The organism is Microbispora sp. H10830 (assembly GCF_014161375.1).
GTDB lineage: Bacteria > Actinomycetota > Actinomycetes > Streptosporangiales > Streptosporangiaceae > Microbispora > Microbispora catharanthi.
Window position 1 is genome coordinate 230,368 of the sequence record NZ_JABBWX010000011.1, and the last position, 14,793, is coordinate 245,160.

The following is a 14,793-nucleotide window of genomic DNA, read 5'->3' on the forward strand; positions in this document are numbered from 1 at the left end:
CGGGATATCAGAACCAGCCGCGGTGCCGGGCCATCGCGGCGAGGCCGTCGCGCAGCGCCTGCTCCACCCTGCCGGGGTTGTCGCCGTAGCCGACGCGGAAGCGGTTGTAGACATCGTGGCTGGAGGTGAGGAAGCCGCCCCGCTTGTCGGCCTCCAGGATCACGTCCATCGAGTGCGGTCCGGCGATGAAGGTCAGCTCCAGCTCGTTGAAGTGGCGCCGCCACTCCGGACCGGCGTGATACTCGATCTCCTGGTAGAACGGCATGGTCGAGCCCCGGAGCGTGCCGCGCTCCAGGTCGGCCCGCTTGAAGTGGAAGCCCATGTGGACGAGCGCCCCCAGCAGGTGGTCCTGCGCGGGCAGCGGGTTGACGTACAGCGAGTCGAGGTCGCCCTTGTCGAGCGCGCCCGCGAGCGCCAGCTCGGTGGCCACGCCGAGCCGCATGCCGGGCAGCGGGCGCCCGCCGACCGCGCTGACCGGCGTCTCCCACGGCACCGGGATCGCGAACGGCAGCGTGCGGGCCTCCCCCGCGCGCAGGTCGAACGGCCCGGACACCGGCGCCCGCAGGAAGCTGTAGGTCGAGTGGTGTTCCTGGTCGCCGTGCTCGACCTCCACGACGGCGGTGAAGTCGACGGTGATCCCGTCCACCTTGTGGTCGGACGATCCGCCCCTGAAGCGGACCTCGCCGTACAGGGTCTCCCCCGGGCGGACGTGCGGGTCGCGCAGCACCGTGTCGACCTCGACACCGGCCCCGAGCGCGGCCATCAGCTTGCGGAACACCGATCACTCCCTTGGTCGCGGGTCGTTCACCGCTGCCAACGACCCGTCCCGCCGCCCGGTTCCCCGTACAGAGGTGTCCGTTCCTGCCGTCCCCGTTCGTCGTACGGACATGATGGGATACCGGCCTGAGGAGGACGCATGAAGTACGTGCTGCTCATCTGCGGCGACGAGTCGGCGGCGGAGCACGCCGACGACGGGTGCGGCGGGTGGTCGGAGAGGATGGCGGAGCGCGGCGTGCTCCGGGGAGGCGCCGGGCTGCGCCCGCCGAGCGACGCCACCACGCTGCGGGTGCGCGAGGGCGAGGTGCTGCTGTCGGACGGGCCGTTCGCGGAGACCAAGGAGCAACTCGGCGGATTCTGCCTGATCGAGTGCGCCGACCTGGACGAGGCCATCGAGATCGCCGCCGCCCATCCCGCCGCGGCGTACGGCACGATCGAGATCCGGCCGCTCATAGACCTGTGACGCCGCCGGTCGAGGCCGCCGTCGACCGGGCCTTCCGGGAGGAGTGGGGGCAGGTCGTGGCCACCCTCATCCGCTGGACCGGCGACTGGGACCTGGCCGAGGAGTGCGCGCAGGACGCCTTCGCCCAGGCCCTGCGGACCTGGCGGCGCGACGGCGTGCCGCGCCGGCCCGGGGCGTGGCTGACCACCGCCGCGCGCAACCGGGCCGTGGACCTGCTGCGCCGCGAGGCCACCGGCGCCGCCAAGCTACGGGAGGTGGCGGGCGTGCTCAGGATGGACGACGACGACGCCGGCGACGAGCCGGACGTGCCGGACGACCGGTTGCGGCTGATCTTCACCTGTTGCCATCCGGCGCTCGCGCTGGAGGCCAGGGTGGCGCTGACCCTGCGCACCCTCGCCGGGCTCGGCACGCCCGAGATCGCGCGGGCGTTCCTGGTCGGCGAGCAGGCGATGGCCAAGCGGCTGGCCCGGGCCAAGCAGAAGATCAGGCACGCGGGCATCCCCTACCGGGTGCCGCCCGCGCACCTGCTGCCCGAGCGCCTCCCGGCGGTGCTCGCCGTGCTGTATCTCCTGTTCAACGAGGGCTACTCGGCGACGGCTGGCGCCGACCTCGTACGGCACGACCTTTCGGCCGAGGCGATCCGCCTGGCCCGGGTGCTGGTCCGGCTGATGCCGGAGGAGCCCGAGGCGGCGGGCCTGCTCGCGCTGATGCTGCTGCACCACGCGCGCCGCGCCGCCCGCCTCGACGAGGCCGGCGACCTGGTGGTGCTGGAGGACCAGGACCGCGGCCGGTGGGACGCCGGCCAGATCGCCGAGGGCGTGGCCCTGCTGGACGGCACGCTGCGGCGGGGGCGGCCCGGCCCCTACCAGGTGCAGGCCGCCATCGCCGCCTGCCACGCCACCGCGGCCCGCCCGGAGGACACCGACTGGGCGCAGATCGCCGTGCTGTACGCGCGGCTCGGGCGACTGGTCCCCTCGCCCGTCGTGGAGCTGAACCGCGCGGTGGCGGTCGGCATGGCGCACGGCCCGGCCGCGGGCCTGGCGCTGGTCGACGCCCTGCGGGAGACGGGCGCCCTGACCGGCTACCACCTGCTGCCCGCGGCCCGCGCCGACCTGCTGCGCCGCCTGGGCCGTACGGCCGAGGCCGCCGACGCCTACCGGGAGGCGGCCGGCCTGGCCGCCACCGACGCCGAGCGCCGCTACCTCGCCCGTCGCCTCGCCGCCCTCGGCTGACGCTTCGGCGTCAGGTCCGATAGTGATCGCCACCGGCTTCCCCTGTGCTCTTCCCTGCTGACGCGGAAGGTGTCCATCCGGGCCGTGTCCGTTCGTCGGGTGGGCGTACGGACGGACACGACCGGAAGGGCGACGAACGAATGGACACCGATATCCGGCAGCAGATCGCGGCGGAACGCCGCGAACTGGCGGACCTGCTGAGCGAGCTGCCGCCGCACTCGTGGGACGCACCCTCGCTGTGCGCGGGGTGGCGGGTGCGGGAGGTGGTGGCCCACATGACGATGCCCTACCGGCACTCCGGGCTGAGCGTGCTGGCCGGTCTCGTCAGGGCCCGGGGAAACTTCGACCGGCTGGCCGACCGGATCGCCCGCCGGGACGCGGCGGCGCTCGGCCCGCGAGAGCTGACCGCGTGCCTGCGGGACAACGCCGAGCACCCCTGGCGCCCTCCGGGCGGCGGCTACGCGGGGGCGCTGTCGCACGACGTGATCCACGGCATGGACATCACCGTGGCGCTCGGGATCGACCGGCGGATTCCCGGCGACCGGCTGCGCGTCCTGCTCGGCAACGCGCTGTCCCCACGGAGCCGCAAGTATTTCGGCGTCGACCTGGACGGCGTCGAACTGCGTGCCGACGACGTCGACTGGTCGCTCGGAGCGGGCACCCCGCTGTCCGGCGCCGCGCAGGATCTGGTGCTGGTCCTGTGCGGCCGCCGGCTGCCCGAGGGACGACTGCGCGGCGAGCCCGCCGCCCGCTTCATCCACTGAACGCGCTACTTCGGCCGTTGATCGCATCGATGGAGAGGTCTGTGTGCTTTCGAGCGTCAAGAGCGTTAACGTGCTCGGGATCACAGACCTCTCCGGCGGGGGCGAGGAGGCTCCCGGAGGGGACTTCTCCGCTTTGAGCATCCCTGGAGGCCGCTCGATGTCGTCCCACCCTGCGTCCAGCTCCGGGGCCGTCGACCCCGACCCGCTGATCAGGAAGCACCGCACCGCCGGCGCCACGCTCACCGTGACCGCGAACGGCGCGCCCCTCGCCGATCAGGAGGTGGTCGTCGCGCAGCGCGGGCACAAGTTCCTGTTCGGCTGCATCGGGTTCGATTTCATCCCGCTGGCCAACGGCGAGACCGCGACCGACACCGGCGAGCGGCGGTCGCTCGGCGAGGCTCCTGCGGCCGGGTCCCAGCAGGTCGCCGACCTGTGGTTCGACCTGTTCAACTTCGCCACGCTGCCCTTCTACTGGGGGCAGTTCGAGCCGGTCCGGGGCCGCCCGGACACCGAGCGGCTGCTCACCACGGCGCGGTGGTTCGCCGACCGGGGCGTCCCGGTCAAGGGGCACCCGCTCGCCTGGCACACCGAGACCGCCGACTGGCTGATGGACCTGTCGAACACCGAGATCGCCAAGGCCCAGGTGGACCGCATCCGGCGCGACATGACCGACTTCGCGGGCGTGATCGACATGTGGGACGTCATCAACGAGGTCGTCATCATGCCGATCTTCGACAAGTACGACAACGGCATCACCCGGATCTGCCGCGAGATGGGCCGGATCCCGATGGTCCGGATGGTCTTCGACGCGGCCCGCGAGGCCAATCCCCACGCCACGCTGCTGCTCAACGACTTCGACATGTCCGCGGCGTACGAGTGCCTGATCGAGGGTGTGCTGGAGGCGGGCATAAAGATCGACGTGCTCGGCCTGCAGAGCCACATGCACCAGGGTTACTGGGGCGAGGAGAAGACGCTCGCCACGATCGACCGCTTCGCGCGGTACGGCCTGCCCATCCACTTCACCGAGACGACGATCGTCTCCGGCCACATCATGCCGGAGGAGATCGTCGACCTGAACGACTACCAGATCCCCGAGTGGCCGACCACGCCCGAGGGAGAGGCCCGCCAGGCCGACGAGGTCGTGCGCCACTACAAGACCCTGCTGTCCCACCCTGCCGTGGAGGCCATGACCTACTGGGGCCTGTCGGACGGCGGCTGGCTCGGCGCGCCGGGCGGCTTCGTCCGTGCCGACGGCACCCCCAAGCCGTCGTACGACGCGCTGCGCTCGCTCGTCAAGGGCGAGTGGTGGCTGCCGCCGACGACGATGGTCACCGACGCGGACGGCCGCGTCCGCTTCGACGGCTTCCTCGGCGAGTACGAGATCACGGCCGGCGGCCGGTCCGTCGCGTTCACCCTGGACGAGCCCGGAGACGCCGAGGTGACCGTGTCCCTCTGAGCCGTGTCCCTGAGATCGGCTGGAAGAAATCTCTGAGATTTCTCGACAGGATGTCGAGAAGCGGGGAGCCGGCTTCTACCCAGGGGTGAGCGCGCCCGCGAGGGGCGGGCGGCAGGAGGAGCGCGACATGAAGTACATGCTGCTGATGCAGTTCGGCCCGCGGAGCGGCATCTCCTCGATGGACACCTGGTCGCCGGAGGACATCACGGCGCACATCGAGTTCATGCACGACGTGAACCGCGGGCTCGTCGAGGCCGGCGAGTTCGTGGACGCCCAGGGGCTGGCGATGCCCGACCAGGCGCGGATCGTGCGGGCCGGCGAGGGCGGCGTCCCCGTCGTCACCGACGGCCCGTTCCCCGAGACGAAGGAGTTCCTGGTCGGTTACTGGATCATCGACTGCGAGGGGCCCGAGCGTGCGTACGAGCTGGCGGGCCACATCTCGGCGGCGCCCGGCCTGACCGGCGAGCCGCTCAACATGCCCATCGAGGTGCGTCAGGTGATGGCGGCTCCGCCTCAGGAACTGTGAACGCCCCGCACCCGCACGTCGACGATCTGCTGCGCCCGCTGGCGCCGCGGGTCGTCGGCGTGCTCACCCGCAGGTTCGGCGACTTCGACGCGGCCGAGGACGCGGTCCAGGAGGCGCTGCTCGACGCCCTCGCCCAGTGGCCCGGCGAGGGCGTGCCGGACAACCCGAAGGGCTGGCTGGTCCAGGTCGCCCACCGGCGGATGATCGAGCAGGTGCGGGGCGAGCAGGCACGCCGCCGCCGCGAGGAACTGGTGGCCGCGCGGGCTCCCGCCGACCATCGGACCTCCCCGGCAGCCGACCTGGCGCACGAGGCGGACGGGGACGACACGCTCGTCATGCTGTTCCTGAGCTGTCACCCCGCGCTGACGCCGGCGTCCGCCATCGCCCTGACGCTGCGCGCCGTCGGCGGGCTGACCACGGCCGAGATCGGCAGGGCCTTCATGGTGCCCGAGGCGACGATGGCGCAGCGGATCAGCCGGGCGAAGCAGCGCATCAGGGCGTCGGGGGTGCCGTTCCGCATGCCGGAGCCGGAGGAGCGCTCCGCGCGGCTCGCCGCCGTGCTGCACGTGCTCTACCTCGTCTTCAACGAGGGGTACGCCGCCAGCGGCGGCCTCGGCCTGCACCGCGTCGAGCTGTCCCGCGAGGCGATCCGGCTGGCCAGGACGCTGCACCGCCTGCTGCGGGGTTTCCCGCACGGTGACTGTGAGGCGGCCGGGCTGCTCGCACTGATGCTGCTGACCGACGCCCGGCGACCCGCCAGGACCGGTCCGGGCGGCGTCCCCGTCCCGCTGGCGGAGCAGGACCGCGGCCTGTGGGACCGCGAGGCGATCGCCGAGGGCACGGCGCTGCTCACGGCCGCCCTGCACCGGGGCGCCGCCGGGCCCTACCAGATCCAGGCGGCGATCGCCGCGGTGCACGACGAGGCGGCGACCGCCGAGGAGACCGACTGGCCGCAGATCCTCGCGTTGTACGGCCTGCTGGAGCGCATGTCGCCCAACCCGATGGTCTCCCTCAACCGCGCCGTCGCCGCCGCCATGGTGCACGGCCCCACCGCCGGGCTGGCCCTGCTCGAACCGCTGGCCGGCGGCCCGCTGGCGAGGCACCACCGCCTGCACGCGGCGCGCGCGCACCTGCTGGAGATGGCCGGCGACCTCACGGCGGCCGCCGAGGACTACCGCGCGGCGGCGAGCCTCACGGCCAGCCTGCCCGAGCGCGGCTACCTGACCGCCCGCGCCGCCCGTCTCGGCGTGAAGTCCCGCTGACCCGCCGTCTCAGCACGCGGATCACGGCGGTGCGCCGGTGCCCGCACCTGTGCGCGGCCTGAGTGAACGTCGTCAGCGGCTCCGTCTTCGCCGCCCGGGCCGTCCGGCTGGTGACCTCCCCGGATTATCAGAGCCCGGAAGCTCGGCGCCGGGAACACGGCCGGCGGCGGCCGACTCAGCGGCGGCCCGGCGGCGGATGAGGCCGGTTCCCGGGCGTCAGGGACGGCGGGGATCCGATCCCGGCGCGAGGCGGCGGGCGAGGAACTCGAGCGCCGCGACGACCTCGGCGACCTGCGCCGGGTCGTCGGTGCCCAGAGCCGCCGCGAGGGGCCCCTCGACACCGGCCGCCCGCACGGCCTCCACGCGCGCGGACCGCTCGGCCTGCCTGATCACGACCCGGCGGCGGTCGGCCGGATCGGGGGCCGTCACGACCGCCCCGGCCTCCTTCAGCCGGGCGACGGCTCCCGACACCGCGCTCTGCGGCAACCCCGTGCGGGCCGCGATCTCCCCGACCGAGGTCTCCGGATGAGTGCGCAGGTCGGCGACGACCACCAGCACGGTCCGGACACTGGCGGCCTGCGTCGTTCTCGACGGGCCGATGTCCCCGACCGGCATGGCCTCTTCGCCGATCTTCATAAGGGTCCTGCCGAGCAGGAAGAGATCTACTCCGTTCACCGCTCCACAATACATCAGACTTGATGCATCAGACTTGATGGGTTATGGTCCTGATCACCTGATCCGAGAGGACGACTCATGAACGGCATGCTCCGCACGAACGGCGCCACCATCTACTACGAGGTGCACGGCACCGGGCCCGCGCTCCTCATCTCGCAGAGCGGGGAAGGCGACGCGGACCGCACCACCGACCTGGTCCGGCACCTCGCCGGCGACCACACCGTCATCACCTACGACCGGCGCGGCCTGTCCCGCAGCACCCTTGACGACTCCGGCGGCGGCGCGACCATGGCCGACCATGTCGACGATGTCCACCGCCTGCTCGCCGCCGTGACCGACCGGCCGGCGCACATGCTCGGATGCAGCTTCGGCGCGGTCATCGGGCTGCACCTGGCCGTCGAGCATCCCGAACAGCTCCACACCCTGATCGCGCACGAGCCGGTCGCCCCCGGTCTCCTGCCCGCCTCCGAACGCGCCCATCACGTGCGGGAGCTGGAGGAGCTGCAGCACCTCTACCGTGAGCGGGGCCTCGCCGACGCGTTCGTCAAGATCGCCGAAACGCTCGGCATCGACCCCGTCGCCCAGGACACCGAGCCCGGACTGACCCCGCACCCGTTGAACGACCGGCGGCGGGCCGGCTTCGACTTCTTCATCCGCAACGACTTCACCGCGATCGCCCGCGACACGCTGGACGTCGCCGCGCTGAGAGACACCCCGGTCCGCGTCGTCCCGGCCGTCGGCCGCACCACGCCCCGGCACGTCTTCGACTACCGGTGCGCGCAGGAGCTCGCCGTACTCCTCGGCGTCGAGGCGCGGGAGTTCCCCGGCGGGCACAACGGCAGCACGACCCACCCCCGCGGGTACGCCGCGCGCATCCGCGACCTCGTGGCCGGCTGAACGACGAAACGCGCTCACGAACCGGTAATTCCCCCCGCATACATATGGCCACTGCCCCGGAGAAGCCACCCCTTTCTGGATATCCCTTTCCCGGCGGGCCGCCGGAAACATGAGAGGCGACAGCGACCCGAGAGAATCGGAATAAAACAATGGCGAACACCTTCGGCAGAACCCGAGTCGGCGTGTCCGCGCTCGCCCTCGCGGCGGCAGCCGCCATCGCGCCGGCCGCCCCCGCCGCCGCCACCGACCCCGACTTCGAACTCGAGGTCACCTGGCGCTCGTTCTCCTTCATCGAACGCAGCAGCTGCGATCCGACCGGCCCGATTGTCGGCGGCGGCCGTATCGGGCCCCACCCCATGCCCGAGTGCGGGGCCTGGGAACGGATCAACGCGTCCATGAGCGTGGAGGGCGGCGAGGTCGTCGGCCCTTACCGCGTGCGCAACATCGGCACGTGGGACCGGGGTCCGCTCAACTGGAACCGCACCGAGAACTGGTCCAGCACCGACGATCCCGACTTCCCGGTGTTCATCGGAAGTTCGACGAACTTCAACGTGGCCGACCGTCCCATGTGCCAGACCGAAACGTACCGCTGGTGCCGGACGGCTTATTCGAAGAACAACAACACAGTCAAGATCCGCGGGAAATTCGGCGACACCGTCAAGCTGAACATTCACGCCCAGACCACGGACGGCCAGGAAGGCTGTCTGATGCACGACCAGTACACCTGGACCGAGGCACGAGTCGATCTCTACAAATCGTGGAACCCGCGCGTCGCGATCATGGGGGTCCGGTACGAGGGCCACCCCGCCGATCTCTGCACGGCCGGTTTCCAGATGGTGGCGAGACGGCTCTAGGCGGTGCCACCGGCAGGTGGGCCGGCACCTGAGGTGTCCAGCGGCGGGCGCTCTTGACGCGAAACGACGCCACGCCCTAGGTTGCTGCCGAAACCGACAATTTTCACAAACCTCCCGAAAATTTCGGGTCGGCCGATACCCGCCGGACCGGGTGCGGCACGGCCCGTCGCCGCCACATGATTCGGAGTCCGCGTGAAGGTCCTCTACATCGGCGGCACCGGAACGATCAGCTCGGCCTGCGTGGCCGAGTCGGTGCGCCGGGGCCTTGACGTCCACGTGCTCAACCGGGGCCACACCGCCCGGCGCCGTCCCCTGCCCGAGGGGGTCACGACGCTCACCGCCGACGTGCGGGACCGCGACGCGCTGAGCCGGGCCCTGGCCGGGAGTGCCTACGACTGCGTCGTCGACTTCCTCGGCTACACGGCCGAGGACGCCGCTGCGGCGGTGGACCTGCTGGACGGCCACACCGCCCAGTACGTCTACATCAGCAGCGCCTCCGTCTACCACAAGCCGGTGCGCCGGGCGCCGTTCACCGAGTCGACCGCCCGGCGCAACCCCTACCTCGCGTACGCACGAGACAAGATCGCGGCCGAGGACGTCCTGCGCCGCGCCTACGAGGAGCGCGACTTCCCCGTCACGATCGTGCGCCCCTCGCACACCTACGACGACGCGCACCCGCCGCTGCCGGGCGACTGGACGGCGTGGGACCGAGTCGCACGCGGCGACGAGATCGTGGTGCCCGGCGACGGCACCAGCCTGTGGACCCTGACGCACGCGGACGACTTCGCCGTCGGCCTCGTCGGCCTGATCGGCACCTGGCAGGCGCTCGGCGAGGACTTCCACATCACCTCCGACGAGGCGCTGACCTGGAACGAGATCTACGAGGTCGTCGGGCGGGCGGCCGCGACACCGGCCCGGCTTCTCCACCTGCCCGCGGAGTTCCTGCCGCTCGTCGCGCCGGACTGGTTCTGGTCCGATTTGATCGTCGGCGACCTCCAGCACACCGCCGTGTTCGACACCACGAAGATCAGGCGGTTCGTCCCGTCGTTCCGGCCGGTCGTCACCTGGCCGGAAGGGGCCAGGCGGCTGCACGCCTGGCGGTCCGCCCATCCCGAGGAGACCCGGCCCGACGCCGCGACCGACGCCGTGCTGGCCCGGCTGGCCGAAGGACACCGGCTCGCCTCGGCGGCCGTGGCCCGGCCGGCCCCCGGTGAGGGCGACGGCCTGTGACGGAAGGACGCCCCCCGATGCCCCTCGATCCCCCCGACGACCTGCCGGTCCCGGAACCGGCGCTGCGCCGGCCGTTCGGGCGCACCGGCCTGGCGGTGACACCGATCTGCGTCGGGACCAGTCCTCTGGCGAGCATGCCGGGCCTGTACGGGTACGAGGTCGGCGAGCAGCGCGCGCGGGCCACGGTGGAAGCCGTGTTCGACGGGCCGTTCAACTTCCTCGACACCTCGAACAACTACGGCGGCGGCAGCGCAGAACGGCGCATCGGCGCCGTGGTCCGCCACCGCGGCGGCGTCCCCGCCGGGTTCGTCCTGGCCACCAAGGTCGACGCGGACCCGCACACCGGTGACTTCTCCGGCGAGCGCGTGCGCCGTTCGGCCGAGGAGAGCCTGGAGCGGCTCGGCGTCGGCCACGTGCCGCTGCTGTACCTGCACGACCCCGAATTCCACATCACGTTCGAGGAGGCCATGGGCCCGGGCGGGGCGGTGGAGGCGCTGGTGGCGCTGCGCGACGCCGGCGTCGCCGGCCATCTCGGCATCGCGGGCGGCCCGGTCGGCCTGTTGCGCAGATTCGTCGCGACCGGCGTGTTCGACGCCGTGATCAGCCACAACCGCTGGACGCTGGTGAACCGCGAGGCCGGCCCGCTGCTCGACGAGGCTCGCGATCGCGGCGTCGCCTTCGTCAACGGCGCGCCGTACGGTGGCGGGATGCTGGTCAAGGGACCCGACGCCCAGCCCCGCTACGCCTACCGGGACACCGTCGAGTCCGTCCGGGACGCGGTCCGCGCCATGCGACGGGTCTGCGACGCGCACGGCGTGCCGCTCGCCGCCGCCGCGCTGCAGTTCTCGCTGCGCGACCCCAGGGTGGCGTCCACCATTGTCGGCGTCTCGGAACCCGAGCGGATCGAGGAGACGCTGCGCCTCGCCACCCTCCCGATCCCGCCGGGTCTGTGGGACGAGCTCGACCGGCACCTGCCCTCCCCCGCCGTCTCGCTGGACTGATCGCCCGCTCGGCTTCCCGGTTGTCGTGCGGCCGCACACGCGGCCTCCACCCGGCGCCGGTGCTGTCGCGGGCCGTCGCAGCCGGACCGGCGGGCGCGGACGCGGTCAAGGAGTGCGCTCACAGGAGACCGGCGTCGCGCACCTTCATCGCCACCTGGACGCGGTTGTCGGTGCCGAGCTTGGCGAAGATCCTGGTGATGTTCGCCTTCACGGTGGCGACGCTCATGTAGAGACGTTCGGCGATCTCGGCGTTCGACCTGCCGTGCGCCACCTCGACCGCGACCTCGAGTTCGCGCTCGGTGAGCCTGCTCAGCTCCTCTCGCGCCCGGGGAAGGGCCGGTCCGGACCCGCCGGTCGCCGCGGCGATCACCTGCCGGGCGACGCTCGGCGACAGCACGGGCTCGCCCTTCGCCACGGCACGGACCGCCTCGATCATCCGAGGCGGCGGGGTGTCCTTCAGCAGGAAGCCGTCGGCGCCGAGCCGGAGGGCCCGCAGCACCATGTCGTCGGCGTCGAACGTGGTGAGCACGAGGATCCTCGGCGGGCCGGTCCGCGCCCGCAGCAGTTCGGTGGTGGTCAGCCCGTCCTGGTTGGGCATCCGGATGTCCAGCAGCACCACGTCGGGGTGCAGGTCGCGGATCACGTCCATGGCGCGCAGCCCGTCTTCGGCCTCGCCGACGATGTCGAGGTCGGGTTCGCCGCCGAGGATGAGACGCAGCCCGGTCCGCACCATCGCGTCGTCATCCACTATCACCAGCCGGGTCACGATCCGCAGCCTCCCATGGCAATCGGACATCAAGGATGAATCGCCCGTCCTGGATCGTATGGCTCAGGGTGCCGCCGGCCATCCTCGTCCGCTCCGCCAGGCCCACCAGGCCCAGCCTGCCGCCCGGGCCGGGGGCCGAGCCGGAGCGCGTGCGATTCGTCACCCGGATCCTCAGGCCCTCCCCCGGCCGTCCGCCGAGTTCGGCGGTGACCCTGGCGCCCGGCGCGTGCTTGCGCGCGTTGGTCAGCGCCTCCTGCACGATCCGGTAGGCGTGCCGCCCCGTCTGCGCGGGCAGCGACTCCCGGCCGTCGATGCTGTCGTCCACCTCGACCTGCTGGCCGGCGGCGCGGACCTCGCCGAACAACGCGTCCAGATGGGTCAGGTTGGGCTGCGGCGCCTCCACGGCGCCGTCGTCGCGGAGCGTGCGCAGCACCGTGCGCAACTCGTTGAGCGACTGGTGCGCGTTCTCCTGGATGGCGAGCGCGGCCTCGCGCGTCTGCTCCGGGCCGAGGTCGGTCCGGTAGGCCAGGCCGCCGGCCAGCATCGCCAGCAGGGAGATCCGGTGCGCGAGCACGTCGTGCATCTCCTGGGCGATCTTGACCCGTTCCGCCAGCCGCGCCTGGTCGATCCGCTGCCGCTGCTCCCGCTCGGCGGCCCGCGCCCGCTCGCGCAGGGACAGCTCCAGGTCGCGGCGTCCGCGCAGGTAGAGGCCGAAGACGGTCAGCCCGCCGAGAATCGTCAGCCCCGACACCGAGGAGACGACCGTGGCCTGGTCTATGCCGCCCAGAGCCCCGCTGACCAGCAGGCACACCACGGACACGACCGCGACCGGGACCGTCCGGCTCCATCGGCGATGGGTCACCAGGGACACGTACGCGACCTGCGCGGGACCGGTCGCCGTGGCCGAGAACGTGGTCAGCAGGGCGGTCGCCAGGGCGATCTGCCACGGCCAGCGGCGCCGCCACCGCATCAGGACCAGCCCGATCAGGCCGAGCGTCGTGTCGATCAGCGCCTGCGGGAGACGGCCGCCGTCGTGCAGGACGAGCCAGGCCAGCACCGTGCCGTGGAAGAGCATCGGCACCACTGCGCACAGGTAGCGCAGCGCGACACCCTGCCTGTCCAGGGGTGGCTGGTAGTCCGGTCGGCCGTGCACAGCCCCACAGCTTAGGGACCACAAAGAACAGGTCTTAGCGACCTGGGTCGACCTGTGGACAACCGTGGGTATCGCCCGCGGCCGAACGGCCGGGCCCCGCGTCGAGACGCGGCGGACTCCGGTCCGATGCGGCGGCGTCCGCCCTCGCGGTGGACTGGGCAGCGTGATCGAGTTCAGACACGTCAGCAAGATCTACGGGAAAGTGAAGGCGCTCGACGACGTGACCTTCACCGTCGGGGCCGGGAGCGTCACCGGCTTCCTCGGGCCCAACGGCGCCGGGAAGTCGACGGCCCTGCGCATCCTGGTGGGGCTCGCCCGTCCCTCCTCCGGTTCGGCGACCGTGCTCGGCCTGCCGTACGCCGAGATGGCCTGCCCGGGCCTGCGGGTCGGCACCCTTCTCGACGCCGGGGCCCAGCATCCCGGCCGCACCGGCAGGGAGGCCCTGACGCTCGGCGCGATGACGCTCGGACTGCCGCGCACCCGGGTCGGCGAGGTGCTCGACCTGGTGGGGCTGACCGAGCGGGAGAGCCGGCGGACGATCGGCGGCTACTCACTCGGAATGCGCCAGCGGCTCGGCATCGCGCACGCCCTGCTCGGCGCTCCCGAGGTTCTCGTCCTGGACGAGCCCGCCAACGGCCTGGATCCCCAGGGCATCCACTGGATGCGCCGGCTGCTGCGCGACCTCGCCGAGGCCGGGTGCGCCGTGCTGCTCAGTTCGCACCTGCTGCACGAGGTGGAACAGGTGGCGGACCACATCGTGATGATCGGCCGTGGACGCGTGCTCGCCCAGGGCACGGCCGACGAACTCAGCCGGGGCCGTGGCCTCGAAGAGACCTTCCTCGAACTGACCGCGCACACGGACCGGAGCCCGGGCGCCACCGCGTCCCCGGGAACCGGCGCCGGCCGGGGCAGCGCATGACCCGCGCCGACCACCACCTGAACGACATCGCGGGGGCCGCATCGAGCCCCGTCACGAAGGACGACAAGATGAACGCCGACACGCCGGTCCCGTTCCGCAGGCTGCTCGCGGTCGAAGCCCGCAAGCTCGTCGACACCCGAAGCGGCAAGATCATCTCATTGATCATGGTCGGACTGGTGATCGCGTCCGTCGTCGCGCGCGGCGCCGTCGTCGGGCCGAAGCTGCAGACCCTGGTGGGCACGGCGGGGATCGCCCTCGGCACCCTGCTCCCGGTGCTCGGCATCCTCACGGTGACCGGCGAGCGGGCGCATCGCACGGCGCTGACCACCTTCGTGCTCGAACCGCGCCGCCATCGCGTCCTCGCCGCCAAATGCCTGCCGCCCCTGCTCGCGGCGGTGGCGCTCTCGCTGTTCGCCATGCTGGTCGCGGTGCCGGCCACGGCCGTCGTGTCCGAGGTCCGGAACATGGCCGCCGTCTGGGAGGTCCAGCCGCTCGGGCTGCTCGGCTGGACCGGGGGGAACGTCCTCGTGGCCGCGGCGGGCCTCGCCCTCGGCGCGCTGCTTCTCAACGCGCCCGCCGCGATCGTGATCAACTTCTCGGCTCCGGTCCTGTGGGCCGTCGTCGGCAGGCTCGGCTCTGTCGGCGCGACCCTCGCCGAATGGCTCGACCTCAACACCACCGCCACTCCGCTGATGAGCGGCGACATGACTTGGAGCGAGGGAGCCCGCCTCGCGACGTCGGTCGTCTTCTGGATCGTCATCCCCATGGCCGTCGGCCTGGTCCGCGTGCTCCGCGAGGAGGTGACCTGACCGGCCCGC

At 72.2% G+C, this 14,793-nt stretch carries 16 protein-coding genes; 12 read left to right on the top strand and 4 right to left on the bottom strand.

Annotation, left to right across the window (positions count from 1 at the left end; genetic code table 11):
- Positions 1–7: 7 nt before the first annotated feature.
- On the bottom strand, positions 8–778 hold the full coding sequence (locus HHX35_RS26985; RefSeq protein ID WP_310739328.1) for a sporulation protein: 771 nt from the start codon (positions 776–778) through the stop codon (positions 8–10).
- Between the two features lie 138 nt (positions 779–916).
- Here HHX35_RS26985 and HHX35_RS26990 point away from each other — a divergent pair, with 138 nt between their 5' ends.
- The 6 genes from HHX35_RS26990 (at position 917) to HHX35_RS27015 (ending at position 6,480) form a co-directional block, all read left to right on the top strand.
- A complete protein-coding gene (locus HHX35_RS26990) occupies positions 917–1,240 on the top strand; it encodes a YciI family protein (protein ID WP_182901512.1) in 324 nt (107 codons plus the stop codon).
- Positions 1,237–2,472, top strand: a complete 1,236-nt coding sequence (locus HHX35_RS26995; RefSeq protein WP_182901513.1) for an RNA polymerase sigma factor — start codon at positions 1,237–1,239, stop codon at positions 2,470–2,472. The genes HHX35_RS26990 and HHX35_RS26995 overlap by 4 nt, the downstream gene beginning before the upstream one ends.
- A gap of 140 nt (positions 2,473–2,612) precedes the next feature.
- Entirely contained in the window at positions 2,613–3,236 is a 624-nt protein-coding gene (locus HHX35_RS27000) for a maleylpyruvate isomerase family mycothiol-dependent enzyme (protein ID WP_182901514.1), read from the top strand.
- Between the two features lie 157 nt (positions 3,237–3,393).
- A complete protein-coding gene (locus HHX35_RS27005; protein ID WP_182901515.1) occupies positions 3,394–4,692 on the top strand; it encodes an endo-1,4-beta-xylanase in 1,299 nt (432 codons plus the stop codon).
- Positions 4,693–4,819: 127 nt separating this feature from the next.
- Entirely contained in the window at positions 4,820–5,218 is a 399-nt protein-coding gene (locus tag HHX35_RS27010) for a YciI family protein (protein WP_182901516.1), read from the top strand.
- Positions 5,215–6,480 (top strand): RNA polymerase sigma factor, encoded by a 1,266-nt coding sequence (locus tag HHX35_RS27015; protein ID WP_182901517.1) that lies wholly within the window; start codon positions 5,215–5,217, stop codon positions 6,478–6,480. The genes HHX35_RS27010 and HHX35_RS27015 overlap by 4 nt, the downstream gene beginning before the upstream one ends.
- A 216-nt stretch (positions 6,481–6,696) precedes the next feature.
- Here HHX35_RS27015 and HHX35_RS27020 read toward each other — a convergent pair whose 3' ends face one another.
- Positions 6,697–7,155 (bottom strand): MarR family transcriptional regulator, encoded by a 459-nt coding sequence (locus HHX35_RS27020; protein WP_182901518.1) that lies wholly within the window; start codon positions 7,153–7,155, stop codon positions 6,697–6,699.
- A gap of 78 nt (positions 7,156–7,233) precedes the next feature.
- Here HHX35_RS27020 and HHX35_RS27025 point away from each other — a divergent pair, with 78 nt between their 5' ends.
- The 4 genes from HHX35_RS27025 to HHX35_RS27040 all read left to right on the top strand — a co-directional run bounded on the left by HHX35_RS27025 (position 7,234) and on the right by HHX35_RS27040 (position 11,137).
- Complete coding sequence (locus HHX35_RS27025; RefSeq protein ID WP_182901519.1) at positions 7,234–8,052, top strand: alpha/beta fold hydrolase; 819 nt, start codon at positions 7,234–7,236, stop codon at positions 8,050–8,052.
- A 149-nt stretch (positions 8,053–8,201) separates the two neighbouring features.
- The gene (locus HHX35_RS27030) at positions 8,202–8,906 is read left to right on the top strand and encodes a hypothetical protein (protein WP_182901520.1); all 705 of its coding nucleotides are present in this window, start codon (positions 8,202–8,204) and stop codon (positions 8,904–8,906) included.
- Between the two features lie 192 nt (positions 8,907–9,098).
- On the top strand, positions 9,099–10,136 hold the full coding sequence (locus HHX35_RS27035; RefSeq protein WP_182901521.1) for an NAD-dependent epimerase/dehydratase family protein: 1,038 nt from the start codon (positions 9,099–9,101) through the stop codon (positions 10,134–10,136).
- 17 nt (positions 10,137–10,153) lie between these two features.
- Positions 10,154–11,137 (top strand): aldo/keto reductase, encoded by a 984-nt coding sequence (locus tag HHX35_RS27040; protein ID WP_182901522.1) that lies wholly within the window; start codon positions 10,154–10,156, stop codon positions 11,135–11,137.
- Positions 11,138–11,255: 118 nt separating this feature from the next.
- On the opposite strand, the gene HHX35_RS27045 is transcribed toward HHX35_RS27040, so the two are convergent.
- Positions 11,256–11,903: a response regulator transcription factor gene (locus HHX35_RS27045; RefSeq protein WP_310739329.1), complete on the bottom strand. Its 648-nt coding sequence runs from the start codon at positions 11,901–11,903 to the stop codon at positions 11,256–11,258.
- A complete protein-coding gene (locus HHX35_RS27050; protein ID WP_182901524.1) occupies positions 11,878–13,056 on the bottom strand; it encodes a histidine kinase in 1,179 nt (392 codons plus the stop codon). Before HHX35_RS27050 ends, HHX35_RS27045 begins: the two co-directional genes overlap by 26 nt.
- A gap of 163 nt (positions 13,057–13,219) precedes the next feature.
- Here HHX35_RS27050 and HHX35_RS27055 point away from each other — a divergent pair, with 163 nt between their 5' ends.
- Positions 13,220–13,975: an ABC transporter ATP-binding protein gene (locus HHX35_RS27055; RefSeq protein WP_182901525.1), complete on the top strand. Its 756-nt coding sequence runs from the start codon at positions 13,220–13,222 to the stop codon at positions 13,973–13,975.
- A complete protein-coding gene (locus tag HHX35_RS27060) occupies positions 13,972–14,784 on the top strand; it encodes an ABC transporter permease (RefSeq protein WP_182901526.1) in 813 nt (270 codons plus the stop codon). The genes HHX35_RS27055 and HHX35_RS27060 overlap by 4 nt, the downstream gene beginning before the upstream one ends.
- The last annotated feature ends 9 nt before the right edge of the window (positions 14,785–14,793 follow it).